The 25628-nt window shown below is 59.9% G+C and carries 20 protein-coding genes and 1 tRNA gene; 8 read left to right on the plus strand and 13 right to left on the minus strand.

Features of this window, described 5'->3' with window-relative positions; all coding sequences use genetic code 11:
- Positions 1-7: 7 nt before the first annotated feature.
- The 3 genes from Q0Y09_RS05865 (at position 8) to Q0Y09_RS05875 (ending at position 2112) form a co-directional block, all read left to right on the plus strand.
- A tRNA-Val gene (locus Q0Y09_RS05865) sits at positions 8-83 on the plus strand.
- A gap of 190 nt (positions 84-273) precedes the next feature.
- On the plus strand, positions 274-1482 hold the full coding sequence (locus Q0Y09_RS05870) for an S-layer homology domain-containing protein (RefSeq protein ID WP_297719004.1): 1209 nt from the start codon (positions 274-276) through the stop codon (positions 1480-1482).
- 117 nt (positions 1483-1599) lie between these two features.
- Positions 1600-2112 carry an acetamidase/formamidase family protein gene (locus Q0Y09_RS05875; protein ID WP_297719007.1) on the plus strand — a complete coding sequence of 171 codons (513 nt, stop codon included), beginning with the start codon at positions 1600-1602 and terminating at the stop codon, positions 2110-2112.
- A gap of 103 nt (positions 2113-2215) precedes the next feature.
- Here Q0Y09_RS05875 and Q0Y09_RS05880 read toward each other — a convergent pair whose 3' ends face one another.
- The 4 genes from Q0Y09_RS05880 to Q0Y09_RS05895 all read right to left on the minus strand — a co-directional run bounded on the left by Q0Y09_RS05880 (position 2216) and on the right by Q0Y09_RS05895 (position 7444).
- Positions 2216-3436 carry a CaiB/BaiF CoA-transferase family protein gene (locus tag Q0Y09_RS05880; protein WP_297719010.1) on the minus strand — a complete coding sequence of 407 codons (1221 nt, stop codon included), beginning with the start codon at positions 3434-3436 and terminating at the stop codon, positions 2216-2218.
- A gap of 24 nt (positions 3437-3460) precedes the next feature.
- Complete coding sequence (locus Q0Y09_RS05885; RefSeq protein WP_297719013.1) at positions 3461-4813, minus strand: 2-hydroxyacyl-CoA dehydratase family protein; 1353 nt, start codon at positions 4811-4813, stop codon at positions 3461-3463.
- Positions 4813-5982 carry a 2-hydroxyacyl-CoA dehydratase subunit D gene (locus Q0Y09_RS05890; RefSeq protein WP_297719014.1) on the minus strand — a complete coding sequence of 390 codons (1170 nt, stop codon included), beginning with the start codon at positions 5980-5982 and terminating at the stop codon, positions 4813-4815. The genes Q0Y09_RS05885 and Q0Y09_RS05890 overlap by 1 nt, the downstream gene beginning before the upstream one ends.
- A gap of 121 nt (positions 5983-6103) precedes the next feature.
- Positions 6104-7444, minus strand: coding sequence for an SLC13 family permease (locus Q0Y09_RS05895; RefSeq protein ID WP_297719017.1), 1341 nt, complete (start codon positions 7442-7444; stop codon positions 6104-6106).
- 415 nt (positions 7445-7859) lie between these two features.
- Between Q0Y09_RS05895 and Q0Y09_RS05900 the strand changes: the two genes are divergently transcribed.
- Genes Q0Y09_RS05900 through Q0Y09_RS05910 form a run of 3 tightly spaced genes read left to right on the plus strand, consistent with a single transcriptional unit; the run spans position 7860 to position 12041 of the window.
- Positions 7860-8999, plus strand: coding sequence for a CapA family protein (locus tag Q0Y09_RS05900; RefSeq protein ID WP_297719020.1), 1140 nt, complete (start codon positions 7860-7862; stop codon positions 8997-8999).
- A 42-nt stretch (positions 9000-9041) separates the two neighbouring features.
- Positions 9042-10658 (plus strand): helix-turn-helix domain-containing protein, encoded by a 1617-nt coding sequence (locus Q0Y09_RS05905; RefSeq protein ID WP_297719022.1) that lies wholly within the window; start codon positions 9042-9044, stop codon positions 10656-10658.
- 30 nt (positions 10659-10688) lie between these two features.
- On the plus strand, positions 10689-12041 hold the full coding sequence (locus Q0Y09_RS05910; RefSeq protein WP_297719025.1) for an MATE family efflux transporter: 1353 nt from the start codon (positions 10689-10691) through the stop codon (positions 12039-12041).
- Positions 12042-12109: 68 nt separating this feature from the next.
- Here the strand turns inward: Q0Y09_RS05910 and Q0Y09_RS05915 are convergent, their stop codons facing one another.
- The 6 genes from Q0Y09_RS05915 to Q0Y09_RS05940 form a co-directional block, all read right to left on the minus strand.
- On the minus strand, positions 12110-12763 hold the full coding sequence (locus tag Q0Y09_RS05915; RefSeq protein WP_297719028.1) for a DUF4125 family protein: 654 nt from the start codon (positions 12761-12763) through the stop codon (positions 12110-12112).
- A gap of 15 nt (positions 12764-12778) precedes the next feature.
- Positions 12779-13708: a DUF4037 domain-containing protein gene (locus tag Q0Y09_RS05920; protein WP_297719031.1), complete on the minus strand. Its 930-nt coding sequence runs from the start codon at positions 13706-13708 to the stop codon at positions 12779-12781.
- Positions 13705-14535: a tetratricopeptide repeat protein gene (locus Q0Y09_RS05925; RefSeq protein ID WP_297719034.1), complete on the minus strand. Its 831-nt coding sequence runs from the start codon at positions 14533-14535 to the stop codon at positions 13705-13707. Before Q0Y09_RS05925 ends, Q0Y09_RS05920 begins: the two co-directional genes overlap by 4 nt.
- 4 nt (positions 14536-14539) lie before the next feature.
- A complete protein-coding gene (locus tag Q0Y09_RS05930) occupies positions 14540-15262 on the minus strand; it encodes a DUF6198 family protein (RefSeq protein WP_297719037.1) in 723 nt (240 codons plus the stop codon).
- Between the two features lie 123 nt (positions 15263-15385).
- Positions 15386-16525 carry an acyl-CoA dehydrogenase family protein gene (locus Q0Y09_RS05935; protein WP_297719041.1) on the minus strand — a complete coding sequence of 380 codons (1140 nt, stop codon included), beginning with the start codon at positions 16523-16525 and terminating at the stop codon, positions 15386-15388.
- A gap of 73 nt (positions 16526-16598) precedes the next feature.
- Positions 16599-18227: an acyl CoA:acetate/3-ketoacid CoA transferase gene (locus tag Q0Y09_RS05940; protein ID WP_297719043.1), complete on the minus strand. Its 1629-nt coding sequence runs from the start codon at positions 18225-18227 to the stop codon at positions 16599-16601.
- Between the two features lie 236 nt (positions 18228-18463).
- Here Q0Y09_RS05940 and Q0Y09_RS05945 point away from each other — a divergent pair, with 236 nt between their 5' ends.
- Entirely contained in the window at positions 18464-19078 is a 615-nt protein-coding gene (locus Q0Y09_RS05945) for a TetR/AcrR family transcriptional regulator (protein ID WP_297719046.1), read from the plus strand.
- Between the two features lie 72 nt (positions 19079-19150).
- On the opposite strand, the gene Q0Y09_RS05950 is transcribed toward Q0Y09_RS05945, so the two are convergent.
- Together Q0Y09_RS05950 and Q0Y09_RS05955 are read right to left on the minus strand one after the other, a co-directional pair.
- Entirely contained in the window at positions 19151-20452 is a 1302-nt protein-coding gene (locus Q0Y09_RS05950) for an SLC13 family permease (RefSeq protein ID WP_297719050.1), read from the minus strand.
- A 65-nt stretch (positions 20453-20517) separates the two neighbouring features.
- A complete protein-coding gene (locus tag Q0Y09_RS05955) occupies positions 20518-22929 on the minus strand; it encodes a pyruvate formate lyase family protein (protein ID WP_297719053.1) in 2412 nt (803 codons plus the stop codon).
- Between the two features lie 303 nt (positions 22930-23232).
- Here Q0Y09_RS05955 and Q0Y09_RS05960 point away from each other — a divergent pair, with 303 nt between their 5' ends.
- Positions 23233-24798 (plus strand): helix-turn-helix domain-containing protein, encoded by a 1566-nt coding sequence (locus Q0Y09_RS05960; RefSeq protein WP_297719056.1) that lies wholly within the window; start codon positions 23233-23235, stop codon positions 24796-24798.
- Between the two features lie 218 nt (positions 24799-25016).
- Here Q0Y09_RS05960 and Q0Y09_RS05965 read toward each other — a convergent pair whose 3' ends face one another.
- Positions 25017-25550, minus strand: a complete 534-nt coding sequence (locus tag Q0Y09_RS05965) for a hypothetical protein (protein ID WP_297719059.1) — start codon at positions 25548-25550, stop codon at positions 25017-25019.
- Positions 25551-25628 lie beyond the last annotated feature (78 nt).

The following is a 25628-nucleotide window of genomic DNA, read 5'->3' on the forward strand; positions in this document are numbered from 1 at the left end:
CCAATATGGAGGCATAGCTCAGCTGGTAGAGCGCTCGCCTCACACGCGAGAGGTCACAGATTCGAGTTCTGTTGTCTCCACCAAAGCAACGAGACCCGAACTTATCCCCGATGGGGGATGAGTTCGGGTCTCGTTTTTTCCGCAAGTTTCCCTGTTTGCCTTCGTTCCTGCTGTAATTCCACAGGGAACGGTTGATCTGCCTTGCATTTTGCGGCGCTTTCAGGTATGCTTGTTTTAGTTTCCGACCAAAATCCACACAAAAGAGGGAGAAGTATGAAAAAACGCATGGCTTTCCTGTGCCTGACGCTCACATTGGCTGCTTTCGCCCTGTTCTCTGCCCCTTCGGCCTATGCCGCCGCACCGGTGTTCACCGATGTCCCCGACAGCCACTGGGCAGTCGGCTTCATCAACGAGATGGCGGAGGGCGGTCTGGTCGCCGGCTACGGCGGCGGCAAGTTTGGGCCCGAGGACCCCTTCAACATCGACCAGATGTGTACCATCATCTGCGCAGCCAAGGGATACCCCCAGTCCTCCAAGGACGGCTACTGGGCCTACGGCGCTGTGGACTACTGCCTGAACACCCTCAAGTGCCTGCCCAACTACGGCGCTATCAACAAGGAGAACTACTCCGTGCCCGTCACCCGTGAGCTGGCATACTACATGCTGATGACCGGCCTGGGTAAGGGCCCCGAAGCCGAGGGGAAGGCCAACCCCCAGATGACCGCCACCGACATTCCCGACTACGCCAGCATTGATGTCAAGTTCCAGCCTGCCATTCTGAAGGCATACCAGCAGGGCCTCACCGTCGGCATCAACGATCAGCTGGAGTTTGCGCCCAAGACCATCCTGAGCCGCGCCCAGGGCGTCACCATGCTGGTTCGGGCCGGCTGGACACAGGCTGCCGAAGTGGCGAAACCTGTGACCGAAGGCCGCACCATCGACGAGATTTATGCCGCCTTCAAGGCCAGCGATAAGTGGGAAGAGACACAGGGCGCTTTGGGTATGGTTCTCCAGTATAAAGACAAGACCTGCGGCACCATTGAAATCGAGGTCCGGGAGACTATGTCGGGTAAGATGCTCTTCGTAACTATGTACGAACGGTCTCCCATCGGAGATGGTCTCATTGACAACTCCGCCTTTAAGCCTGCTGGCCGCCAGGTGGTGAAGAGTGTTCTGGATGAGATTTTCCCCACCAAGTCCCAGGATGCCTATATGGCTCTGAAAGACGTTATGCTCCAGACTATTTATGAGTACGGCGGAGCCCAATATCCCAGCGCCATCCGCTGGTATGATGGTCGAATGATGGTTTGCCGGAGTAATTCGGACTCCCATATTATTGAGTTTGACATTGGGGAGCTGAATGATGAGAAAATCTATAACTCATCAAAAGCTATCGTTCGCACCAGCGGAAAACAGAAATATATCTCTTATGCAGGCGGTTATGGAGCCGACCCCGAGGCTTTCGAGCTGGATAAGTGGTAAGCTGAGAAACAACCAAATCATTGTCCCGAAAGGAGAGAGGAGGAGGCCACCCGGCTCCTCCCCATCCGCGAGGGCCGGGCCGTCCTCAATGAGAAGCTCTCCTTTCCCATCTGTCCCATGATCGGCGTCATCGGCACCGCTCCGGCGGAGGGCGCCGTCCCCACCGGCACCCCCGGCCCCCACGGCGGCAACATGGACTGCAAACGCATCGGCGCCGGCGCCGTCCTCTATCTGCCCGTGGCGGTGGAGGGGGCGCTTCTGGCCATGGGCGACCTCCATGCCGCCATGGGAGACGGCGAAGTGGTGGTCTGCGGGGTGGAGATCGCCGGGCAGGTCACCGTCCGGGTCACCGTCCTGAAAGACTGCCCCCTCCCCACCCCCTTCCTGGTCACAGAGCGGGCCTTCATGACCATCTCCTCCGCCCCCACGCTGAACGACGCCGCCGCCGACGCCACACTGCGGATGCGGGACTTCCTCTTCCGCCGGGTGGGCCTGGAGGAGCACGACGCCGGTATGGTCCTCAGCATTGCCGGCGACGTGCGGGTGTGCCAGATGGTGGACCCCCAGGTCACCTGCCGCATGGAGGTCCCCTTGGCCGTGGCCCAGAGCTGCGGCTATGCCTTTCCGTGAGATCCCCCCATCCTCCGTTCAACAGGCCGCTAAAACCACAAGGCGCGTCCGGCTGTCAATGACAGTCGGACGCGCCTCTTATTATCTTATTTGTACGGAAGAATCAGATGACCTTCTTCTCCTTGAGCTGTTCCAGCTCCTCGGCGGAGAGCCCCAGGAGGCCGCCGTAGACCTCATCGTTGCTGCCGCCCAGTGCAGGACTGCACTCATATTCGACGTGGTTCTCACTGAGCTTGGGAGCGAAGCCAGGCAGCTTTACTTTGCCCCGCTGAGGATGCTCCACCTCCACGATCATGCCCCGCTCCAGGTACTGTGGATCATTGGTGATGTCGGCACAGTCCAGCAGCGCACCGGCAGGGATATCGGCCTTGCACAGGATATCCATGGCGGTGATCTTGTCGTAGTTCTTCAGCCAGTCCTTGATGGCGCTGTCGCAGATATCCCGGTGCTCGTAGCGGCTGCGGGGCGTGGCCATCTCGGGGCAGACGTCCTGTTTCAGGTCAGGCCGGCCAATGACATCGCACAGATTATCCCACTGCTTGCTGCCGGGGTGGCGGGAGCAGTAAATGTGCACATAGTCATTGGGTCCGAACGGTTTGCAGGGATAGGTGTCAGAGGGGGCCACATCCTCCAGGGGCATGCCGTTGGCCACGCGGCGGTTGGGCTTGCCGTTGTTGAGATAGGGCTCCCACTGGGACCGGCTCAGGCCGATCATGAAATCCTGCATGGCCACGTCCACCCGCTGGCCGATGCCCTCCCGCTCGCGCTGGAGAAGGGCGGCAATGATGCTGGTGGCCAGCATAATGCCGGTGCCGGAGTCGGCCACGGAAATGCCGCACTTGATGGGCTGCTCCGGTGTGCCGGTGGCGGAGACCATGACGCCGGTGTGTGTAGCAATGGGGTCAAAGGCGGGGTAATCGGCATAGGGACCGCTCTGGGCAAAGCCCTTCAGGGAGGCATAGATGATCTTGGGATTGATCTCCTTGCAATGCTCATAGGTGAGGCCCAGGTGATCCATGGAACCGGGGCCCATGTTCTCCACCACCACGTCGCACTTGGCCAGCAGACTCTCCAGCAGAGCCAGCCCCTCGGGAGCCTTGGCATTGCAGGTGATGGATTTCTTATTCATGTTCATGACCAGGAAGCCGTAGCTGTCCACACCGGGCTCCGCCTGGGAATAGCGTCCCAGCTCACCCTTTCCGGGGCGCTCCACCTTGAGCACCTCGGCGCCCAGCCAGGCCAGGGTCTCGGTACACACAGTATCGGACTCAAACTGAGTCATATCCAGGATACGATATCCGGAGAGAGGTCCTTTACAAGCCATAATCGATTCCTCCTTATCTGATCGTCACTTCTGCTGCTTACTTTCCTTACTCGGAATGACGCGCTTCTCAATGAAATCCTCCACCAGGCCGGTCATGGTCTCGGCGTTCCACTTTCTGGGGTTGACAGGGTCGGCGTGGAAGGCCAAGACAGGGATGCCCGCGTCCTCCAGGACCTTTTTGATGAAGTAGCTGCCCTCCACGGCCTGCATATCGTTTTCAGGGATCATATAGACCACGCCGTCGATATCGTTCTGCCGGGCCTGCTGAAGGAACCAGCTGGAGTTCCAGGGAGGCATGTGGAGAAAATCCTCCATACCGATAAAGCGAGCCGCCAGGGCACGGAGGGGGTCCTCCTCCACATGGTTGCGGATGTAGGCGTCGGCGCCCATGGCCAGGTACATGGACCACATGAAGACGGCGCCGTACTTCTCCTCAAAACGCTGATAAAAGGCGAAATCCTGCCACATACCCCTGCCCAGCCACATCATGCGCAGCTTCTCGTTGGGCACGGCGGCCTCGCCCTTGTCGGCCAAAGCCTTGACCTCCTCGTAGAGGCTTTTGGCGTGATCGGCGGCCCAGCGGGTGCCCCGCTGCCACTGTGCCTGCATCACGGCGTTGATGGTATCCACCACGGTGACGGGGACGGGGTGACACTGGGCGATCAGGTCCCGAAGCTTCCGGTACCAGCCCTCCTGCTCGTTGATGAGGTCCATGACCTCCTGGAGCTTGTTCATGTCGAACATCTTGCCCGTCTTCATCTCCAGGTAGCGGATGAGCTCCTTGAGCTCCTCCACGGCCAGGTCGATGCGGTCTGTGTCGTAGAGTTCCTCCCAGCGGTCAGGGGCCAGCTCGTACCAGTTGAGGGGGGTCATCCGGGCCTGGGTATTCTCGATGGTGTAGAGCTCGGCGTCATAGTTCTCGGCCAGCAGGCCGAAGATCTTGTTCTGGGCGTCGCCGGTCAGGCGGGTCACGCAGAGCGTCGGCTTGGGCAGACCGCCCCAGGGACCCATGGGGTTGCCCTCGGCATCCACCTTGTGGTCATCGGGGTCAAAGCTCTCGGCCAGGGCCTGAGCGTCATAGCTATTGAGGTCGGGCCGATAGCCGTTTGCCTGCATGAGGCCGAAATATTTCTTGGTCATCCGCTTGGCTCCGCAGATAGCGGCCCACCACTGGTTGACCACAAAGGGGATGTCCATGGCCCTGAAGATCTCCATAGGCACGTCAGCATTGAGGATGGCGAAGTCGCACTGCTCCTTCTCCACCCGGTCCTTCATGGCGAAGAACCACTCCTTCTGATAGACGCTCACCGTCTTGGTGGCCTTGAGCTTCTTGACCACGGTGGAACGGGAGCCGGGGGCTTTCTTTTCCTCCGCCATTACCGGACACCTCCTTTCAGCTCAGCCGCAAAGCCTGCCAGCTTGTCATCCAAGTCCTCATTTTTGGCCACGGGCCAGAGCATGCGCCCGAAGGTAATGTGCTTGATGCCACGACTCTCCAGGCTCTTGCACTGCTTGGGCATATCCCAGGTGGCCACCTCGTCGTACTGGTTGGTGTAGAAGACCACGCCCTGGGCGTTCACAGCGTCCACCTCCCGGTCCAGTGCCTCCTTGCGCTGGGCGGGCGTGGACTTCTTGGCGGAGAACTCCCGGAGGAGATAGCGGTCCACAATGGCGCGGATCACCGGGTAATCCAGGTTGAAGTCCCGGTCATAGAACCGGTCGCCCCAGTCGGTGTCCTCGCCCACCACCACCAGGCCGGCAGCCTCCATCTTCTCATAGAGGACGGTGTCCTCCTGGTTGGCGCCCGTGTAAAATACCCGTGGACCGGCCAGCACGGGCCAGCTTCTGGCGTCCTCAGTGACCTGACGGACCAGTCTGGTGTGCTCCGCCCGATCCATAAAGAGCCCCGCGCCGATGATGACCAGGGCCTCGGACCCGCCAATGCGGACCTCAGCACCGTGGCGGAGCCAGGCCATTTCCCGCAGGGCCTGACGGTTCTCGTTGCAGATTCGGGCGGCGGCGCGGATCTCCTCATCGGAGATGCTCCGACCGGCCCACTCCTCCACCTGCTGCCGGAAGAGTTCAATGACGAACTCGTCCCTGGTCTGGTGGATGCGGTGGCGGGTAAAGAGCCAGTCGATGAAGGCCACCGGGGGAACCTTCTTCTCAGGCTCCACCCGATGGATCTCCCGCAGATAGAGGAAGACCCGGATGATGACATCGGTGCTGTTGGAGATGGCCAGAGCGTCAAGCTGGTCGTAGTAGGTCCCGTCCACGATTTTCTCGAACTGGGCCCGGACCGCCGGATCAAAGGCATACTCCAGGTATTTGTCGGTCTCCACCAGAGGGCGGTTGGGGTCGGCACAAATCTGGACGGGCAGCATACCGCCGGCCATGATAAGCTCGTCAGGCACGTCACAGCCCAACTCACCGATGACCTTCTTCCCAGCGGCGCGCCACTTGGCCGCCTCCGCGTCGCGGTGGTCGTAGACATCCTTCAGCGCGGCAAAGGCCTTGCTCTGCATGGCGCAGTCGCGGATGCTCATGAGACAGTCACTTCCTTTTTTATATACTGAACGGGCCTGCTCCGACGGGCCGGACCCGTTGGCCGGTCCGGTATCCGCCGGGGCAGAGATGTGATGGTATCTGGTTCAGGTCAGACCGGGATCAGAAGGGCACAGCGCCGGTGATGCCGGCGGCAATGACCATAACAATGCTCAAAATCCAGGTGGGGATGAACATATACTTCAAATTCTCCTTCATCTCCACGCCGCACAGGCCCAGAGCCAGATAAGGAGTGGGCGCCACCATGCACAGGTTGACGGCAATACAGGCGCCAATGGTGGTGGCGGCAGCAGCGCTCATCATGGTGCCGCCGAAGGTCTCTACCATGCTGCCGAAGATGGGCGCCATAATCATGTAGAGGGAGTCGGAGCCCACCACCATGGACAGAGGCACAGCCAGCAGGCCGATAATGAAGCTCAGGTGACCGCCCATGGATTCGGGCACCAGACCCACCAGGGTCTCGGTCATGGCATTCATCATACCGGTGTCCTTCATGACGCCTACCAGCATGCCGATGGAGAAGAGGATCATGACCATGTTGAGGGCGTTGGCGCCGTGCTTCTTGATCTGAGCGGTCATCTCCTTGGAGCCGCGGCAGTTGAGCAGCAGAGCGAAGGAGAGGAAGATCATGAAGGCCACATTGGTGTTCATCCAGCCCATGAGCATCAGGATAACCATAACCACAGTCATCGCCATATCGATGTAGAGCACGGTCTTGCTCACCTTGAGCACAGCGTCCTCCTGCTTACCCATACCGGACTTGATGGCATTGAACTCCTCGTCAGTCATACCGCAGCCCTTCTTCTTGAGGATCTTGCCCAGGACGAAGCAGGCGATGAGGAGGATGACGAAGCCCACGATCTGGAGGGGCAGCAGTTGATTCCACAGCTCATAGGGGTCTACGCCAGTGGAGGCGGAGACGCGGGCCAGGGCGGAGGTCCAGGGCAGCATGTTTTCCACACCAGACCAGAGAGCGATGAGGCCCAGCAGCACGACAGGGCTCACCCGCATTTTCTTGTAGAGGGGGAGCATGGTGGGGGCAGTGATGAGCCAGGTGGTGGCGCCGGAGCCGTCCAGGTGGGAGATGGCGGTCAGGAAGACGGTCATCAGCAGAATGGCAGTGACGCTGTTGCCCATGCGCCTCATAACGGCGCCCACGATCATGTCGAACATGCCGGCGTCGCTGAGGATGTTGAAGTAGACGATGGCGAAGGTAAAGAGCACCACCGTGTTAAGCACGCTGTTGGCGCCGGTGCCGATGTAGCCCTTCAGGGCGTTCAGAATCTGGAGCGGACCCACCACGTCGGGCAGGGCGCCCACCAGGCTGAGCACAATGACAGTTGCGGTGGACAGAAGGATCAGGACGGGGGGCAGGGCGACCTTACCCCAGATAATCAGCGCCACCATGACGATGACCATTATGAAACCGATCGCTGCTAACATAGATAACACACCTTCCTCTTTATGATTTTCCCTTTTCTCTGCGGATCTCTCTCAGTTTCCCGGCCTCTCTCACGCACCGGGCATATCCGCGCCACCTCCTCTCAGATGGATAACAGAGGGCATCCCGCTCTATTGCACCCATATTTTATACAATGTTTTTTCTTCTGGGTACGTTCATTTTGTCGCTTTTCCCATTCAGACCCCTGTGCATAGTGCACAGGCCTCCGCTCCTTTTTTCCATTGTTGTCATCCCGCCCCGCTCCGTCCCCCGGAGCAGACGGGCATTTTTTCTCTTTTCTTCTCTGTTCTTTGCGCATATTGCACATTCTTTTACAGACTATGGCAAATTTCCACCACATATGCTACAATAAAATATGTTCATTCAAATGTTCATCTCCGATAAAAGGAGGCCATCATGGACAGCTGCGCTGTACTGTATGCCACCGGCGACATCATTATTGACGAACCCGATCCCCACTCCTTTTTTGCTCCCTCCCGCGACCTGTTGGCGGGGGGCGACTTTGTCCTGGGTCAGATCGAGGTGCCCCATACCGACCGGGGCGAGGCCAACAGCACCGACATCCCGGCGCCCCCCGCCGCCCCGGCTAATCTGGACGCTCTGGTGCCCTGCGGCTTCAACCTGTGCACCACCGCCGGCAACCACGCCCATGACAACGGCGTCCCCGGCATCGTGGACACCATTGAGCATCTAAGGGCCCGAGGCATCGCCGTCACCGGCAGCGGTCGTACCCTTGCTGAGGCCAAGGCCCCCGCTGTGGTCACCCGAAAAGGCGTCACCGTGGCCGTGCTGGCTTACAACGCTGTGGGGCCGCGGGAGGGCTGGGCTACCTCCCAGAAGGCCGGGGTGTCCTATGTGAATATCCTCACCCACCATGAGCCCTCTCCCCGGGCTACCCCCGGCCTGCCTGCCACCATCTACACCTTTCCCGAGCCGGAGTCTTTGAGAGAGATGCAAGCCGACATCGCCGCTCTGCGGCCCCAATGCGACATTCTGCTGGTGGCCCTTCACAAGGGGATGGTCCACCTGGACAGCATCGTCCAGATGTATGAGGTCCCCCTCGCCCACGCCGCCATCGACGCCGGCGCAGACGCCGTCATCGGTCACCACGCCCACATCCTCCGGGGCATCGAGGTCTACCGGGGCAAACCCATCTACCACAACCTGGGCAACTTTGTCTGTGTCACCCACGCCCTCACCCCCACCGCCGGCAACGACAGCCCAGAGCGGCTGGCCTGGATCGCCAGCCGGAAAAAGCTCTTTGGCTTTGAACCAGATATGACCATGCCCTACTACCCCTTCAACCCGGACAGCCGTAACACCATGCTGGCCAAGCTGGTCCTGACCAGAGCGGGGGTAGCCGAGTCCGGCTATGTCCCCTGTTACATCGACCACGCAGGGGCCCCGGTGCCCCTTACGACCCGTGAGTCGGCCCGGCCGGTCATCGCCTACCTCCAGCGTCTCCAGCAGGAGGAGGGCTTCCCCTGCCGCATGGACTGGCAGGAGGAGGGCTGGGTCCGAGTCACCCAGGTATAACGCGGCTTCACGCCGTGATCCAACAGAAAGGCGGTGAGCGGAATGCTCAGTATCCATCAGCTGCTCCAGGTCCTGACGCCCTATACCACCGAGCGTTGGGTCCATTTCCTTCCCGAGCGCAGCTTCACCCAGCTCTATGTGCTGGACGGCCAGCCGGTCACCCTGCCCCGGCTGCTTTATCTGGGTACACCGGATACCTTTATTCTGGCCGCCGACAGCCTTGTGGCCGGAAACTGCTGTCCCACCTTCGTCCTGGCCGGCGGCAGTCCCGCCCTCACCGCCTACCAGAACCGGGATGACCTCAACCTCATTGTCACCTCCCTGTCCCTGGCAGCTCTGTGCAATCTGCTCTACAAGGTCAGTGCCGACGACACCACCTGGTACCAGAGCATGAGTCGTCACCTCTACGCCCACCCCGATCTGCCCGCCCTGCTGGAGTGCGGCGCCAAAAAGCTGAGGGGCTACTCCTGTCTGCTGGATGCCGGGTGCAAGCTGCTCTGCTCCAGTCCAGGGCCGGTGCCGGCGGTGCCTTTCATCGCTCGGATGGAGGAGCAGACCTACCTCTCCCTGGAAGACCTCAACACCCTGCGGCAGGCCCGCGCCAGCTCCAGCGAAGACTGGTTCCCTCTGGAGGGAATGAACAGTCTCTGGCGAGCCCGAATCTACGCCATACAGTACAAATCCCAGGTGGTGGCCCACCATCTTATCCTCCTGCCCGACGGGGTCTGCGACCCCGCCGCTCAGGAGGCAGCCGAGCGTTTTCAACGCTGGGTGGAGCGTTTTGTGCTGCGCTACAACCATGAGAAATATGAGACCAGCAACGCTTTGAGCAGCCTGATCGCCGACCTCATCGAGGGCCGACTCACCGAATCAGAACAGCTGATTTCCCGGCTCAAGCAGCTGCCGGTCCACCTCAAAAAATACTACCACTGCCTGGTCGTTGAGCTGGGAGCCTACACCGGGCCTGCCCACATGGGCCAGCTCATGCGAGAACTGGAACGTATCTTCCCCAGCTGCGTCATCACCACCTACAAGGGAGACATCGTCATCCTGGCCTGGAAGCCCCGGCATTACTCCGAGCCCATGTTCGACCACGACGCCTTTCAGCAGTTGCTGGAGCGCTATGACGCCCGGGCCTGCATCGGCAACTTCACCCGGTGGCTGAGCTCCCTGCGGAGCCTGTATCCCCAGACCAAGGGGACCATCCAGTACGCCAAGGTCTTCTGCCCTGACCCGAAGCAACGCATCTACCGCTTCGAGGATTACAGCATGTACCAGATCGTGGGCCTGTGCGTGGACAACTGCAAGGCCCTCCACGGGGGCGATCCAGTCTATCTCTGCCATCCTGGGGTCATTACCCTGGTGGCCTATGACAGTAAAAACGGCACCAACCTCTTTCAGGTCCTTTTTACCTATCTGAACAATGACCGCAACCTGACCCAGACCGCCCGGGCCCTCTTCTTTCATCGGAATACCCTCCAACACAAGATCGAGAAGATCGAATCCATCATCGGAGAGGACCTGGATTCCAGTACCATCCGCCAGCGGCTCATGTTCTCCTGCCTGGTGGTGGAGTATATCCAGAAATATCTCAAGCGGGATGACATCTATGGCCGGAAGCGGAAGAGCCCGCCCACCTCCGCTCTGGTGGAGGATTGAGCCTGGCCCCGCGGCAGAAGGGAGGCCGGTATGGCCATCTTTGTCCGTGACAAAAACTTTTACCGCACCATGCTGCGCATCGGCGTCCCGGTGGTCCTTCAAAGCGCCATCACCATCGGAGTCAATCTGATGGACACGGTCATGCTGGCCAAGCTGGGTGAAGCCCAGATCTCGGCCTCCTCTCTAGCCAACCAGATCACCAACCTCTTCCACATCTTCTGCATGGGGGTGGGCAGCGGCACCGCCGTCATGACGGCCCAATATTGGGGACGTCGGGACCAGGGCTCCCTGCGGCGGGTGGTCACCATCATGCTCCGGCTCATCACCGTCATTGGTCTTATCGTTATGGCCTTGGCTATCTTCATTCCGGACCGGCTCATGTGGCTCTTCGCCCCGGACGACCCTGATGTCATCCGGGAAGGGGTGCGTTACTTCACCTTCCTGGCCTATACCTACCCCTTCTACGGCATCTCCCTCACGCTGACCCTGGTGCTGCGGAGCGTGGGCTCGGTGCGGCTGCCCCTCTTTACTTCCATTCTGGTCTTTTTCCTCAACGTCTTCTTCAACTGGATCTTTATTTTCGGCGAGCTGGGCGCCCCCCGGATGGAGATTGCCGGCGCCGCCGTAGGTACTCTCATCGCCCGCCTGGCTGAGGCCGCTATCTTCTGCGGTTATTTCTTCTTCCGGGAAAAACAGATTGGCTACCGAATGCGGGACCTTCTTTTGCCCTGCAAGTCCTATCTGCCAGCATTCTGCCGCTTCAGCCTGCCAGTGGTGGTCAGCGACTCCCTGCTGGGGGTGGGCAACACCGCTCTGGCCATGATTATGGGCCGGGTGGGCTCTGCCTTTGTGGCTGCCAACGCCATCACCATGGTGGCCTTCCGCCTGACCAATGTGATTATCCAGGGGGTCGGCAACGCCAGCGGCGTCATCACCGGCAACACCCTGGGCGCCGGCGACACGGAACGGGCCTACCGCCAGGGAGTTACTTTCCTGGCTCTGGGCACCATCCTGGGCGTAGCCGCCGGCGGGGTCATCTGGCTCATCAGCCCACTTCTGGTGAATTTCTACGAAATCACCGCAGTCACCCAGGCCGTGGCTATGGAACAGATGCTGGCTATGGCCCTCCTCACCCCCTTCCAGACCATGGCCTACATCACCACCAAGGGTGTCCTCCGCGGGGGTGGCGACACCCGCTTTCTCATGGTGGCCGACATCATCTTTCTCTGGTGCGCCTCGGTACCCCTGGGGTACGCCGCCGGCCTGGTGTGGGGCTGGGGGGCCTTCTGGATCTTCGCGTGCCTTCATATCGACTTCATTCTTAAGACTTTTCTATGTACGGCCCGCTTTTTCACCAGGAAATGGATCAGGCCGGTCCGCTGAATGTATCACAGAGCACAAGCCCCATTCCCGTCGATTCATGGCGGGAATGGGGCTTGTGTTTTGCCGTTTCAGCCGGCGGTCATGGGATCGTGGTGGCAGCAGGAGCGGGTGTTGGCACAGAGGACCCGCTCGGCCTCCTCAAGACTGCCATAGCCAAGCAGCCTTGCAGTGTGGGTCTGGATCTCGATATAGAGGTTCTCCCCCCGCTCCGCTTTGGCCGCATAGTACCGCTGAAAGAGCTCCAGCGTCTCTCGGCTGGCGGTGAGGAGCTCCCCATAACAGTAGGTCTCCAGGGAGGTGACGTAGGGGCTGTCCTCATCGGACCGGATGGGTCGGCCGCTGGCGCACACATAGGGGAACCGAACCCGGGCCGCCTCAGCCCAGGCCACCGTCTGATCGGTGAGTTCTCTGGCCAGCTTCTCCGTCTCCGGCTCCAGGGCCGGGAGCAGATGCTCCATGGCAGAGTAGGACTCCGGGGCGGTAAAGGCCATCATCCGGGCATATTTCTCCATCACCGGATTGCGTCCCTCCGCCCCGGCCCGCTCCAGATCGGCGGTCCAGGCCGCCACCATTTTCTCCGACCAGCCCATGGCTTGGCCGGTACGCATAACATAAAAGGTCTCCCGGTCATCCTGACAGGGAGCCCGTCCTCCCTCGTTTCGGGTATTCTGGAAGAAAGCCCACTCCAGGTCCACCAAATGTCTGATCGCATCCTGCGGCATGGCGCTCATTCCTTTCTATATGCCCGTCAGCATCAACGGAAGGCTCCGAAGCCAGGGGTCGGAGAGGTTTTCCTGGATGTGTCGAGCCTGATCCAGCAAAAATTCACTTGTATTGGGGCATAGCCCTTGGTCCTCCAAAACGGCAGCCACCTGGGCACAGAGGCGCTCCACCTCCTCCGCCCCCAACGCCGTGTCAGCCCGGACCAGCTCCTCGAAACAGGTTCCGGCCTCCCGGCCCAGCAGGGGCAGATCGGTAAGCGCCCGATGGGCCCACTTGTAGTAGGGGCGGTACCGCCGGTTGAGGAGGAAGATCGCCGCCTGGGCATGCTCCACGAACTCCCCCAATGCCCGGAATGCGGCCACCCGATCCCCCCGTCGGAGACATCTGGGATAGTTGTACTGCCCCGCCTGGGCCATAAGAGCACACCGGGCTGAGAGCTTTTTCCGCCGGACCTCCTCCGGGTAGTAGTCCAGCAAAGCCGATCGAAAGGCAGTGAAGCTTCCGGCGCCATCCCGAAAGACAGCGCCGTCAGTACACACCGAGAGGGCCTGATCGGAGAGGAAGAACCACTGCCGATTCCCCTCCGGCGGCCCGTCCAGCCCCAGGAAGCGGCGGTAGAAGGCGGAGACCTCCATCACCCCAACCCGTCCGGCGCTCAGAGGGTCTTCCCGCAGGCGGGCAAAGCCAAGGAAGGTTTTCGGGAGGGCGTCGTAGGCCGCCTGGAGCGCCCGGCCCCAGCAGGCCATATCCTCCTCCTCCAGCCAGATACAGAATCCCGGGCCCCAGTCGTGGTCCTGGGAGAGGGCGTCGTCATAGCCCAGACACTCAGAACCCTCTCCCACAAGGCCCACAGCCGCCCGTTCCATGGCCTTGGGACAGGCGGCGGTCAGGGCGGGCTCCCCCATCTCCAGCCAGTAGCGGCGGGCCAGCTCCAGGCCCTTCATCCGCTCCTCCGCTGCCGCCCAGCCTCGGCGGACCGGCGGGCCAGCTCCATATGCTCCCGGGCCACTCGACACTCCCAATGGTCCGGCCCGTAAAGCCGTTCTGCCGCCTGGGCAGCCTGACGGAAGCGGCTCTGGGCCTGCCGGTAGCGACCGGCGGAATAGTCCACCGCACCCAGGCCGTTGAGGGCGGCGTGGTAGTGTGGGGTGTTGGTGCCCAGTTCTCCCTCAAAGAGGGCGACAGACCGGCTCAGCTTCTCCTCCGCCTCCCGAAGCCGCCCCATCTGCCGCAGCAGCAGGCCCAGATTGCACAAAGAGACGGCCAACTCGTCCCGACACTGAGGCAGACCCTCCAGGATCTCCGCCGCCCGTGTCTGGAGCCGGGCGGCCTGTAAAAGCAGGTTCTGGTCCAGGTAGACCATACTCAGACCGTTAAGTCCGGCGGCATAGAGCACGTCCCCGGTGCCCACGGTGCGCCGGTAGAGGGCCAGGCAGGCAGCATATTCCCGCTCGGCGTCGGCACATTGGCCAGCAAAGCGGTGAACGCTGGCCAGATTGCCCAAGGCGGTGGCATAAGCGACGCTCTCTTTTCCCGCTGTCCGCTCCAGCAGCTCCAGCGCCTGCCGGAAATAGGTCTCTGACTCCTCATAGCGGCCCTGACCCCGGCAGTAGGCCCCCAGCTCCCCCAGCAGGGAAGCGTAGGGGGCGCTCTCCTGACCATATGTCTGCCGACAGTCGTCGACCAGGAACAGCAGCCGCTCCTCCAGAACCCCGCCAGACAGGGTCTCATAGGCCGCATCCACCTGCTCCAAATATTCCCTCAGTTCCATGGCCTTATTTCTCAGGCTCCATGCCCTCCAGCTCCTCCATTTCGAGGACCTCCTGGGGCACAGGGCCTGCCGCACCGAAGCAGAGCTTCTGGACTTTGCTCTGGAGATGTTTTTTGAAGACGGCCACTACCTTGCCCACCACAATGGCGGTGATGATGGTCCCCTCCCGGATACCCTCCAAGCGGTGGAAAAAGAGGAAAGAGAGAAGAATGCCGACGGCTACGGCGGTGCAGTCCACCACGACCTTCACACTGTGGAAGGGCTTGCCCACCTTTTTGGCGATGGAAAGGGTGAGTCCCTCCATAGGCATGGGGACCAGATCCACCTCAATATAGAGGAAAACGCCCAGCGCCACCACCACGATGCTGATGGCCAGCATGGCCAGCTGTCCGGCATAGGTAGGCAGAGTGAAGTCTCCCAGCAGCCACTTGGTGAAATCGGTAAAATAGCCAAAGATGGCCGAAAAGATGATCTGAGTCAGGTTGATGATGCGGAACTCCTTCCGCAGAATAAGAACCTGGAGCAGGATATAGCTGCCATAGACGAGGATGACACAGGTGCTCAAGGCGGTACCGGAGATCAGGCTGACCACATAGGGCAGGGAGGTCACTGGGGAGACGCCCAGGTTGGAGTTGACGGCAAAGGCCACGCCCAGAGCCAGGCAGAACAGGCCGATGATATAAATGCCAATGCGGATCGCCCACTGGGCAGGGGTGCTTTTCTTCATGAACTCGCTTCCTCTCTTCTTTCCTCATTTGTCCGGCGGCAGGACCTTCGGACAGTCCGATGTTCAGGCATATACAGACCAGGGGGAGCGCCGTCCCGGCGCTCCCCCTGGGATCACATCAGATCACTTGAGCATCTGGCCGGAGATCACGATCTGCTGCACCTGAGAGGAACCCTCGTAGATGGAACAGACGCGGACGTCACGGTAGAGCCGCTCGATCTCGTACTCACGGGAGTAGCCGTAGCCGCCGTGGAGCTGGAGAGACTTGTTGATGATGTCAATGGCGGCCTCAGCGGCAAAGTACTTGGCCATAGAGGCAGCCTTATCGGCAGGCTGCTTGTTGTCCATGAGCCAGGCGGCGTTGTAAACCAGGCCCCGGGCAGCATTGAGCTTGGTCTCCATGTCGGCCAGCATAAAGGCGATGGCCTGATGCTTGCACAGGGGCTTGCCGAACTGGACGCGGTTCTTGGTGTGGTTGACGGCCAGTTCAATGGCCTCGGCAGCCATGCCCAGGCACATGGACGCCACGCCGATGCGGCCCACCGACAGGGTCTTCATGGCGTTGATGAAGCCCAGATCCTTCTCGCCGATCATGCACTCCTTGGGTACCCGGACGTCCTCCAGGACCACGTCGCTCACCGGCACGCCCCTCTGGCCCATCTTCTCCTCGTGGCGGCCGCAGGAGACCCCGGGCAGGGACATATCCACCATGAAGCAGGAGATACCCTTAGCGCCCTTCTCCGGGTTGGTCTTTGCGTAAACGATGGTGTACTTGGAGATGGGGGCCATGGTGATGAAGCACTTGCGGCCATTGAGGATGTAGAAGTCGCCATCCTCCACCGCACGGGTGGTCATGCTGGCGGCATCCGAGCCGGCGTTGGGCTCAGTGAGACCGAAGGCGATGTACTCCTCGCCGGAGGCCACGCCGGGCAGATAGCGCTGCTTCTGCTCCTCGGTGCCGGAAATGACGATAGGGGCGGTGGACAGGGAGTTGGCAGAGGAGATGAACAGGGTAGCGGTGGCGCACTTCTTGGCGATCTCCTCCATGACGCAGACGTAGCTGCGCATGTCCAGGCCCAGGCCGCCGTACGCCTCGGGGATCTTCAGCCCCAGGAAGCCCAGGTCGGCCATCTGCTTCACCACTTCCTCAGGGAAGTGCTCGTTTTTGTCAATATCAGCGGCGATGGGAGCCAGCGCCTTTTCGGCGAAGTCGCGGGCCATCTCGCGGATGGACTCATGGTCTTCATTGAAGAAAGGATTCATGTTCAGTTCCTCCTAATCATTTAATATCCCAATCCACTGGGATCATGTCTCTATTGGGCGTTTGCTCTGGTTTTTAATGCTCCAGGACCTGTGCCAAGCCGCCCCAGGTCTCCTGGAAGATCCCGGCGTCCATCGTCTTGAGGTCAGGGGAGATCTCGGGCACGAAGTCCATATGGGCCAGCACATCCTGCTCCAGGTCGATGCCGGGGGCGATCTCAATGAGGGTCATCTTCCCGTTGATAAGCTGGAAGACACACCGCTCAGTGACATAAAGAATGGTCTGATCGGGCCGGGCGTACTTGCCGGAGAAGGTGATTTGCTCCACCTCTTTGATGAACTTCTTCGCCTTGCCTTCCTCCACGATGACCAGCTTCCCATCCTCAACCTTGATTTTGCTCTTGGCCATGAAGTTGCCGCAGAAGACGACCTTCTTGGCGCTCTGGGTGATGTTGATGAAGCCGCCGGGACCAGTGAGCCGGGTGCCGAACTTGGAGACGTTCAGGTTGCCGGCCTCGTCGGCCTGAGCCAGACCCAGTACGGTGATGTCCAGTCCACCGCCATCGATCATATCGAACATGTCGTTGTGAAGCATGGTACACTGGGCGTTGTAGCTGCTGCCGAAGTTCGGCAGCGCGGCAGGGACGCCGCCCACAGCGCCGGTCTCGGCGGTGAGGGTGATGGCGTCTACAAATCCCTCCTCGGCTACGACGGAGGCCACGTCGGCGGGGATGCCTACTCCCAGATTGGTGACGCTGCCCACCTTGAGCTCCATGGCACAGCGGCGGCAGATGACCTTCCGGTCACCGAGGGGCAGCTTGGGCAGAGCGTCCACCGGCTTGCGGACCTGGCCGGAGAAAGCAGGCTCAAAATAGACGCCCTCGGCCTGCCAGCAGGCCATGGGATCGGTGGCCTGGACGACATAGTCTACCAGGATACCGGGGATCTTCACATCGTGGGGATTCATGGTCCCGGATTTGGTGACGTACTCCACCTGGACAATGACGATGCCGCCGCTGTTTTTGGCGGCCATGGCCACGGCCAGTCCCTCATTGAGCACACTCTCGTGCTCAAAGGTGATGTTTCCGTTCTCATCGGCAGTGGTGCCCCGGAGCAGCGCCACATGGACGGGGAAGCTCTTGTAGAAGAGGTACTCCTCGCCCTGGAACTCCACCAGCTCCACCAGCTCGTCAGTGGTGGCGGAATTCATCTTGCCGCCCTCAAGCCGAGGATCTACAAAGGTGCCCAGACCCACCTTCGTCAGCAGGCCGGGACGTCCGGCGGCGATCTCCCGCCAGAGGTTGACGATGACACCCTGGGGCAGGCAGTGACACTGGATCTTGTTCTGCCTGACCAGCTCGTTGAGAGAGAAGGCGGAACCAATATGGGCGCCGGACCAGCGGGTGATAAGACCTTCGCCGGCTTCACCGAACCGAGTCACACCACGGCTGCCATGCTCGGTATCGGGGCCATCAGGACGGCGGTTCTTATCCCAGCCGTTGAACTGGTTACCATAGCCCCAGTCGCCCATGGCGCTGCCCTGCTTCAGGTTCAGGTCCCGTGGATGGCCTGTCTCCTTGAAGCTGTCCCGGATGGCACAGGCCACCTCCTCGGGCCAGCCGGAAAGCCCCATGCCGGCCAGACCCACTGTCGCCCCGTCGGGGATCAGTTTTGCCGCTTCCTGCGCAGTAATGAACTTTGCCATACTTTTACCTCCCGGTTTATGTAATGAACTCGTTCACTGAATATGTTCACACCAAGTGTATCACCGCTCGTCACATCCGTCAATAGTGCAGGGTGAATCTGTTCATTTTTGTGCACTTCAGCCATTTTCATGGGTCGGATATTGTGCGTCCGTGCTGAATCGCGGCGCTTGCAGTGTTTCCATTTTTCCGGTATAATCCATAGTAGCAGAAATATTGGGGAACTGAGGTGAGCCGCATGGATGCGGAAAACAAAAGCAAGCGCCAGCTCCAGGCAGAGCAGACAAAGGACAATCTTTTTATTGCCGCCGTTGAACTCCTGACAGAGAAGGACTTTGACGACATCACCATCCGAGATATCGTGGCCCGGGCCCAGGTGTCCATCGGCACATTTTATAACTACTATTCCACCAAGATGGAGGTCTTTTACGAGACCTACCGCATCGCCGACCACTACTTCACCGAGACGGTGGCCCCTCTGCTCTCCCAGGGGACAGTACTGGAGCGGATCATGGCCTTCTTTGATTACTACGCCCACTATTCCAGCGACCTCACTGACATGCGGATGACCAAGCTGCTCTACAATCCGGACAACACCTTCTTCAGCCGGGACCCCCATCAGGGCATGGTGGGGGTGCTGATCGGCATCCTCCAGCAGGGGCTGGATGAGGGTGCCTTGTCAAGTGACGACAGTGCCGAGGAGATCGCTGAGTATCTTATGATCGCCACCCGTGGCCTGGTTTACAACTGGTGTACCTGCAACGGCTCCTATGACCTGGCCACTGCCACCCGGAAATTTGTCCGGCGGCTGCTGGCCTGCTATCTGCCAGATGATGCACGGCCCAATGAATAAGGACAGAAAATGTCCCCGGAGACCATATGGTCTCCGGGGACATTTTCACTTTCGGCTCGACATCGTGCCCTTTTACACTCCGAAGAAGCTGAAGAGTCCCAGTGTGGCTGCGACAATCGTGATAACGGGCACGACAAGGGCCACGACAATCATCTTATTGGACAGCAGTTCCTTCTGGTCCTCATAGGGGTTGGCAGCAATACACACGGCACCGCCCGTAGAGAAGGGAGAGCAGGCAGTCGCCAGACCGCCGAAGAAGATACAGGTGTAAAGCATGATGGGGTTCAGGCTCAGGCTGGCGGCCAGTGTGGGTACCATGGGGTACATCAGCGGCATGACGGTGGAGGTAGAACTGGAGAAGAAACTCAGGAAGGCCGCAAAGAAGATGACCGCCGCAGGCACCAGGAAAGCGGGGATGGACTCAGCCAGAACGCCGGAGATGAACTCCACCAGACCAGCCGCAGCAGCCACCTTGATGAGGGAGTACACACCCACAATCATAACGATGGTGCTAATGGGAATCTTGCGGATGACGGTCTTTTCATCGCCTAGCTTCAGCACGGCACAGGCAATGGCGCCCAACATCATGATGACCTGAGGCTGGCAGATCTGATTGAGGGTGGAGAGGAACGGCACACCGGGAATCCACGTATTGAGAATAGGAGGCACCACCATGAGGAAGAAAGCCAGCAGCAGCAGGACCACCGTCTTCTTCTGGACGGGATCAAAGGCGGGGGGCTTCTGCCCCATAGAGACCTTGGATGCCTTGTGCCCCTTTAGCGCAAAGTAGAAGATCACAATGACCAGGATGGTGATGATGCAGCAGTTAAACCAGATCTTCAGGGACCAGTCCATGGTGGTGATCTCGTCGATACCATTGGCAATAATCAGGTTCTTGGAGATGGTACCACCGTAGCCGTTGTAGGGGTTGTTGGAACCCACTAGATTGCCAAAGGTGATGGCCACAGCCGTAAGGACGGGATTGACGCCTGCGGTGGCGGCCATGACGAAAGCGAATGGACCCACAATGGCGGGCGTAGAGGCGCCGGCGCCCAGGCCTCCCACGATGGCCGAGACGGCGGCCACGGCGAAGGGGACTAGCTTGGCGTTACCGCCCATAGCGTGGAGGAGCTTCTGGCCCAGCACATTCATAGTGCCGTTTTCTGTTGCGTAGTTAAAGAAGAGCGCAATGGACAGCAGATAGAACACGATGGTGGTGGGCCAGAAGGCAATGACCTCCGATGCCTTCATCCCCATCACGCAGATGCCAATGAGGAAGGCAAAACCGATGGCGATGATACCCGTATTGAACTTGAATTTCCAGCCCAGGAAGATCGAGATGATGATGGCTGCGATGCAAAGCCACAATGCCATATTCCGTTACCTCTCTTTCTTTTCTCGTGGCCAAACCCGGCACTCGGGCCCGGCGCGATCCACGTTTACAGATTCTGGGACGTCCGCTCGATGACTTCGTTCTGGATAGACTCAGGCAGGCGGGTGAAGTAGGCGCTGTATCCAGCCACACGGACCACTAGCTCGGGGTGCTCCTCGGGGTGGACCTTGGCGTCCTCCATTTCGGCCCGGTCCACAATATTGAACTGGACATGCTTGCCGCCGTGGGTGAGATAGGTCTTAATCATGGCGCCCAGCTTATGCAGGTCCTCCTCGGTCTTCATGTTGGAGGGGTGAAACTTCATGTTCATCAGGGTACCCTGATAGGGGTCTTGGTTGACCTCCATGGCGCTGCGGAAGACGGCCAGCGGGCCGCACACATCCTGGCCGTGATCGGGGGAGAGGGAGGCGTCAGCCAGGATCTCGCCGCCCTTCCGGCCATCGGCGGTAGCGCCGGTGACCGCGCCGCCGGGCTGGTGGGCGGAGATGGAGATGGCGTTGGGCTTGAGGCTGTCTCCGTAGGCGCTGGGCAGGCTCATGCAGGTGTCGGCGTAAAGCTGGTAGACCTCAGCCACCAGGTCGTCCACCTCCTTGATGGCGTTGCCATACTTGGGCACAGCTTTGAAGTCCTTCTGCATGTCCTCGTGGCCCACCCAATCGGCGTCCAGAGCCTCCAGGAGCTGCGCCATGGTGTACTTCTTCTCATCGAAGACCAGCTTCTTGATGGCATAGAGGGCATTGCCGGCGTTGACGCCGCCCACGGCCCCCATACAGGAGCCGTTTTCAAACTTGAAGCGGCGGGAAAACATATCCTTGCCCTCTTTGACGCCGTCCTTCATGAGGGCGGAGCGGAAGACATCGGGGAAGAGCTCCTTCTCGGCGATCATCTCCACGTTGATGCGCTCGTTGCCCATGCTCATGAGGTAGCGGATCTCATCATAAACAGCGGCCTTGAAGGTCTCAAAGTCGGTCATCCCGGTCACGTCGCCCAGGGGCTTTCCCACCATCTCGTTGGTGTAGCGGCAGAAGCCGTTGTGCATGGCGATGTCCATGGCCTGGGGAATGATGAAGAACACCACCACCTGGGTGCGGGTGATGGCCGGCACGTTGCCGTCCACGCAGCCGGTGCAGCACCAGTCCCGGGCCTCCTCCACGGTGAGTCGGTTGGTCTCCCGCTGAGCAGTAAAGAAGTTGATGTAGGACTGGTCGGAGACGAAGGCCGGCATACCGATGCCGCTCTTGACACACTCCAGTGCCTTGAGCATCAGCTTCTCCGGTGTGCCCTCGTGGACCCGGACGGTAACGGTGTGGTGGGGGAGATGGGTCTCTTTCGCCGCCTCCAGCAGTAGATAGCTCAGTTCGTTGGTCGCGTCGGAGCCGTCGGCCTTCTGCCCGCCAATGGTCCAGTTATACCACTTGGCCATGCCGGCGTTCTTGGCCCGGTTGGCCTTGCCGGAGACCCGATTGATCTTCATGACCTTGCAGCGCATGATCTCCAGCAACTCCAGCACCTCGTCGTCGGTGATGACGCCAGACTCGATGTCCTTCTTGTAGAAGGGGTACATGTACTGGTCGAAGCGACCGGCGGTGGAGGTAGGAGAGGGGCAGACCATGAGGAAGGTGAACCAGAAGGACTGCATGGCCTCCCGGAAGGTCTCGGCGGGCTCATAGGGCACTTTGCGGCAGATGCGGGCCATCTCCAGCAGCTCGGCCTTCCGTGTGGGATCGGTCTCCTCCTGAGCCATCTGCTCGGCCAGGTCGGCGTAGCGGCCCGCAAAGCGAACCCACGCCTCGAAGACGATGACCACGCCCTCCCAATAGTTGCGCTTTTCGATGGCGTCAGCCGAGTCATAGCGCAGCTCCTTCAGACACTCCTTGGCCTCCTCGATGACGCTCCGGGCGCCCTCGTTGAGGATCTTGGCGAAGTCCACACATACCAGGGAGAAGCCGGGGCCCAGGCCATAGCCGCTCATGGCGAAGCCGCCGCCAGAGCCGCCCTTCTTGTCCTTCCAGGGGGGCAGGATAGCCCCCGACTTCATAAAGGGCCAGAGCCGTTCATTCTCGCCCAGACTCTTGCCCATGGCCTCCACCAGGTTGGTGTTCAGGGCGTTGCCGGCGAAGCGCTCGTTGAGCCGGTAGAGCTCCTCCTCGTCCTCGGGGCTGATGTCGTAGATCTCACTTTTGAGGGATTCCACCTCGTCCTTGGTCCACACGCCGTACTCATACTGCATCTCCAGGCCGAAGGGCTTGCTGGCGCCGGAGCCGCACAGCAGGTCGTCGGGCTCAATGAAGATGGTGATGTTATCCAGCACATGGGCGTGGAGCTTGGAGCGCCGCAGGAGCATGGGCTCGCCCACGGTCATGTCCAGGGATTCGTTGGCCAGCCGGAACTGCTCCACGCACAGCGGGTATTTATTGACCCGCAGGCTCTCCTTCATACGCTTGACTCGCTCTGTCATGGCTCTGTCTCCTTCCCCGCCAGAGTTCCTCTGGCGGCCGCAGTGATGTATCGAACAAGTTCACCCTGAACATAGCACATCCTCGCCATCCCCCGCAAGGGTGGCCCTCGTTCTGCCGCTTTTTCTGTACCAAGCGTACATTGCGCCTGTTTTTCAATGTGCTGACTGCACACTTTTTACAATGGCTCTTTTTTTCTTTCCGCAATTCCTATGCAAATACAACAACTTTTGTATATAATGTGTGCACCCAGATAAGACGGCGGTCCATGTCCGGTCCGCATTGCCGTCAGTGAGGAGGCAACCATGTTCAGTCTGCGTTTTTTGCTCCGGCAGCTCTCCCCCTTTGTGGTGAGAGCCACCCTGGCGCCAGGACGGGACCTCTGTCCCGCCCAGACAGAGTTGCTCTATGACCAGAAGCTCCTGCTCGCTGACCACCTCTACCTGGGGGACTTGTCCTCATCCAGCGAAGTGCTGGCGCGCGCGGTTCCTCAGCCGGGGACTGTGGTCTTTCTCACTGGCGCCGTGGACGCCCCGCTTCCGCCGGAGCCGCCGGAAGGCTGTACCCTGGTACTCTTTGCTTGCTCCATGCCTAAGCTTTACAACACCCTGTCCGAATACACCGGTCGTATCGCCGCCTGGCGGCAGGAGTTCCAGGCCCTTACCGATCACGGAGGCGGTCTCCACGCCACGGTCGCCCTCACCGCCCGGCTGGCCGGCTTTCCCACCCTGCTATTGGACCAGACTGGCCGGGTGGTGGCAGGGGACGGCATGGCCCAGAGCACCTATCTGGCCAGCCAGACGGCAGCCACCGGCGCCCTCACCGCTCAGACTGTTGAGGCCATCTTCTCCACTGCCGGGGCGGACGGGAGCAGCTTCTGGGACGTGCCGGGCACCGAGCTCCGGATCTACGGCTGCGCCTTCTCCTGCGATGGAGCCCCTACGGGCATGATTCTGATCGAAAGCCGCCGTCAAGCGGTGTGTACCGACTTACAGGCTCTTTGCACCTGTTCCGCTGACATCCTCTGTCGTCGGCTTCTCTCCCAGGACCTGGATCGGCTGGGCTCCAGCTCCAAGCTGTTTCAGCAATGCTGGGCAGACATTGTGGAGCAGCGGCTCACCGGGACGGCGGACATCCGAGACGCCCTCTCCCATATGCCCTACCCGGTGGACGCCTTTGTCCAGGTCGGCGTCATCACCTTTGATGGCAGCAGTGGTATCCCGTATAACTATCTGCTGGCCCGGCTCCGGGAGATCTTTCCCAACACCAACATCGCCGTCTACCGGAAAGACGTGGTCATCCTGCTCAGCTATGCCCAGCGTACCTTCCGACCTGAGCTGCCCGGTCGGGCATCCCTCACCGCCCTGCTGGAGCGCTACGGCGGTTTTCTGGCCCTGAGCAATGGGACCCGAAAGCTGGAGTCCCTGAGCTCCATGTTCCTGCTGGCCCGGCGGACAGCTACTCTGGGACAGGCTCTGCGCAATGCGCCCAAAGAGCGTATCTTTTTTCACGAGGATTACAGCGTCTACTGCATCATCGACCTGTGCGTCCAGCGGTATATGGAGTTCAAAGGCAACGACGACGTGCTCTATCTCATCCACCCGGCGGTCATACACCTGACCCGCTACGATCGAGACCACCACAGCAGCCTGCGGGACGTGCTTTATTACTACCTCATCAATGACCGCAACCTGGTCAAGACCGCCGCCGCTACCTATATGCATCGCAATACCGTCATCAACAAAGTCAACAAGATCATGGAGTTGCTGGACCTGGATCTGGAGGATGGCAACCTCCGGCAGCGCCTCATCCTCTCCTGCCAGTTCATCCGCTACTATGAAAACGTCATGAAGCGTGAGTTCCGACCATGAGTGTTACAAGTGCCAGAGAATCGCTTGGATTTCAGAACTTCACGCAAAGGCTCCAACGGATCGTCCATAGAAAAAGATAATTTCAGATAAATGTAGATTGCATGTTATTTTGTAGATTTTGAAAAAACAGAAACAGACAGGCCGGACAGCCCCAAAGGGCTGTCCGGCCTGTCTGTTTGAGTGTCCTTGCAGCACACACTCTTATCATATGCCGTTCTTCAGGCAAGGGCGCTCAAAGTCTCGGCAGGATCAGGGAGATCCTCTCCGGTAGCAGCGTAATGGCAATAGACAATCTTACCTTCAGCCACTCCAAAAACGGCTGGTAGACGCAGCGGATCACCACTGTCGGTACCATGGACAAAGCCGGCATTCTTCGCTCTGGCAATCGCCTCCTGAACATGAGGACCTCCCAGTACCTCAGCGCTGGCCGCTGTACCGATTCCCCAACGCCGAAATAACGCCTCGTCTCCACACAACACCGGGAACGGCCAACCGCCCACTGGGCTCTCTCGCTCCAAAACTGCTGGGTCACTGTCCACTATGGCCAGCATCCGCCAGCCTTTTTCCAAAAATACTTCCGCAGCCTGGGCCATGAGGAAAAGATGATACTGGGCCAGAACGCAGGACTGATCTCGAAGGAACCACAGGGCTGTTCGTCCATCTTGAAGCCGTGCGGCAAGCCCCGCCTGTTTGCTTATGTGTGATAAAGAAGCAATAGAAGTGCAAAAAATTTTGCCGTTCCTATCCGACACTTGGCCATTGTGTCGGATAGGTCGGGCGGTTATTCGGGCAAGTCAATCTTGCCGACAAAGCTGTAATAAATCTCAATG

Origin of the sequence: Intestinimonas sp., assembly GCF_026169115.1 — a bacterium.
In the GTDB taxonomy this organism is placed as follows: domain Bacteria; phylum Bacillota; class Clostridia; order Oscillospirales; family Oscillospiraceae; genus Intestinimonas.

Coding starts and splice junctions, on each gene's coding strand:
- Q0Y09_RS05960 (WP_297719056.1), top strand. CDS start 23,233: ATGTTCAGTCTGCGTTTTTTGCTCCGGCAGCTCTCCCCCTTTGTGGTG.
- Q0Y09_RS05910 (WP_297719025.1), top strand. CDS start 10,689: ATGGCCATCTTTGTCCGTGACAAAAACTTTTACCGCACCATGCTGCGC.
- Q0Y09_RS05945 (WP_297719046.1), top strand. CDS start 18,464: ATGGATGCGGAAAACAAAAGCAAGCGCCAGCTCCAGGCAGAGCAGACA.
- Q0Y09_RS05915 (WP_297719028.1), bottom strand. CDS start 12,763: ATGCCGCAGGATGCGATCAGACATTTGGTGGACCTGGAGTGGGCTTTC.
- Q0Y09_RS05925 (WP_297719034.1), bottom strand. CDS start 14,535: ATGGAACTGAGGGAATATTTGGAGCAGGTGGATGCGGCCTATGAGACC.
- Q0Y09_RS05880 (WP_297719010.1), bottom strand. CDS start 3,436: ATGGCTTGTAAAGGACCTCTCTCCGGATATCGTATCCTGGATATGACT.
- Q0Y09_RS05930 (WP_297719037.1), bottom strand. CDS start 15,262: ATGAAGAAAAGCACCCCTGCCCAGTGGGCGATCCGCATTGGCATTTAT.
- Q0Y09_RS05920 (WP_297719031.1), bottom strand. CDS start 13,708: ATGAAGGGCCTGGAGCTGGCCCGCCGCTACTGGCTGGAGATGGGGGAG.
- Q0Y09_RS05875 (WP_297719007.1), top strand. CDS start 1,600: ATGATCGGCGTCATCGGCACCGCTCCGGCGGAGGGCGCCGTCCCCACC.
- Q0Y09_RS05895 (WP_297719017.1), bottom strand. CDS start 7,444: ATGTTAGCAGCGATCGGTTTCATAATGGTCATCGTCATGGTGGCGCTG.
- Q0Y09_RS05885 (WP_297719013.1), bottom strand. CDS start 4,813: ATGGCGGAGGAAAAGAAAGCCCCCGGCTCCCGTTCCACCGTGGTCAAG.
- Q0Y09_RS05935 (WP_297719041.1), bottom strand. CDS start 16,525: ATGAATCCTTTCTTCAATGAAGACCATGAGTCCATCCGCGAGATGGCC.
- Q0Y09_RS05905 (WP_297719022.1), top strand. CDS start 9,042: ATGCTCAGTATCCATCAGCTGCTCCAGGTCCTGACGCCCTATACCACC.
- Q0Y09_RS05950 (WP_297719050.1), bottom strand. CDS start 20,452: ATGGCATTGTGGCTTTGCATCGCAGCCATCATCATCTCGATCTTCCTG.
- Q0Y09_RS05900 (WP_297719020.1), top strand. CDS start 7,860: ATGGACAGCTGCGCTGTACTGTATGCCACCGGCGACATCATTATTGAC.
- Q0Y09_RS05890 (WP_297719014.1), bottom strand. CDS start 5,982: ATGAGCATCCGCGACTGCGCCATGCAGAGCAAGGCCTTTGCCGCGCTG.
- Q0Y09_RS05940 (WP_297719043.1), bottom strand. CDS start 18,227: ATGGCAAAGTTCATTACTGCGCAGGAAGCGGCAAAACTGATCCCCGAC.
- Q0Y09_RS05955 (WP_297719053.1), bottom strand. CDS start 22,929: ATGACAGAGCGAGTCAAGCGTATGAAGGAGAGCCTGCGGGTCAATAAA.
- Q0Y09_RS05870 (WP_297719004.1), top strand. CDS start 274: ATGAAAAAACGCATGGCTTTCCTGTGCCTGACGCTCACATTGGCTGCT.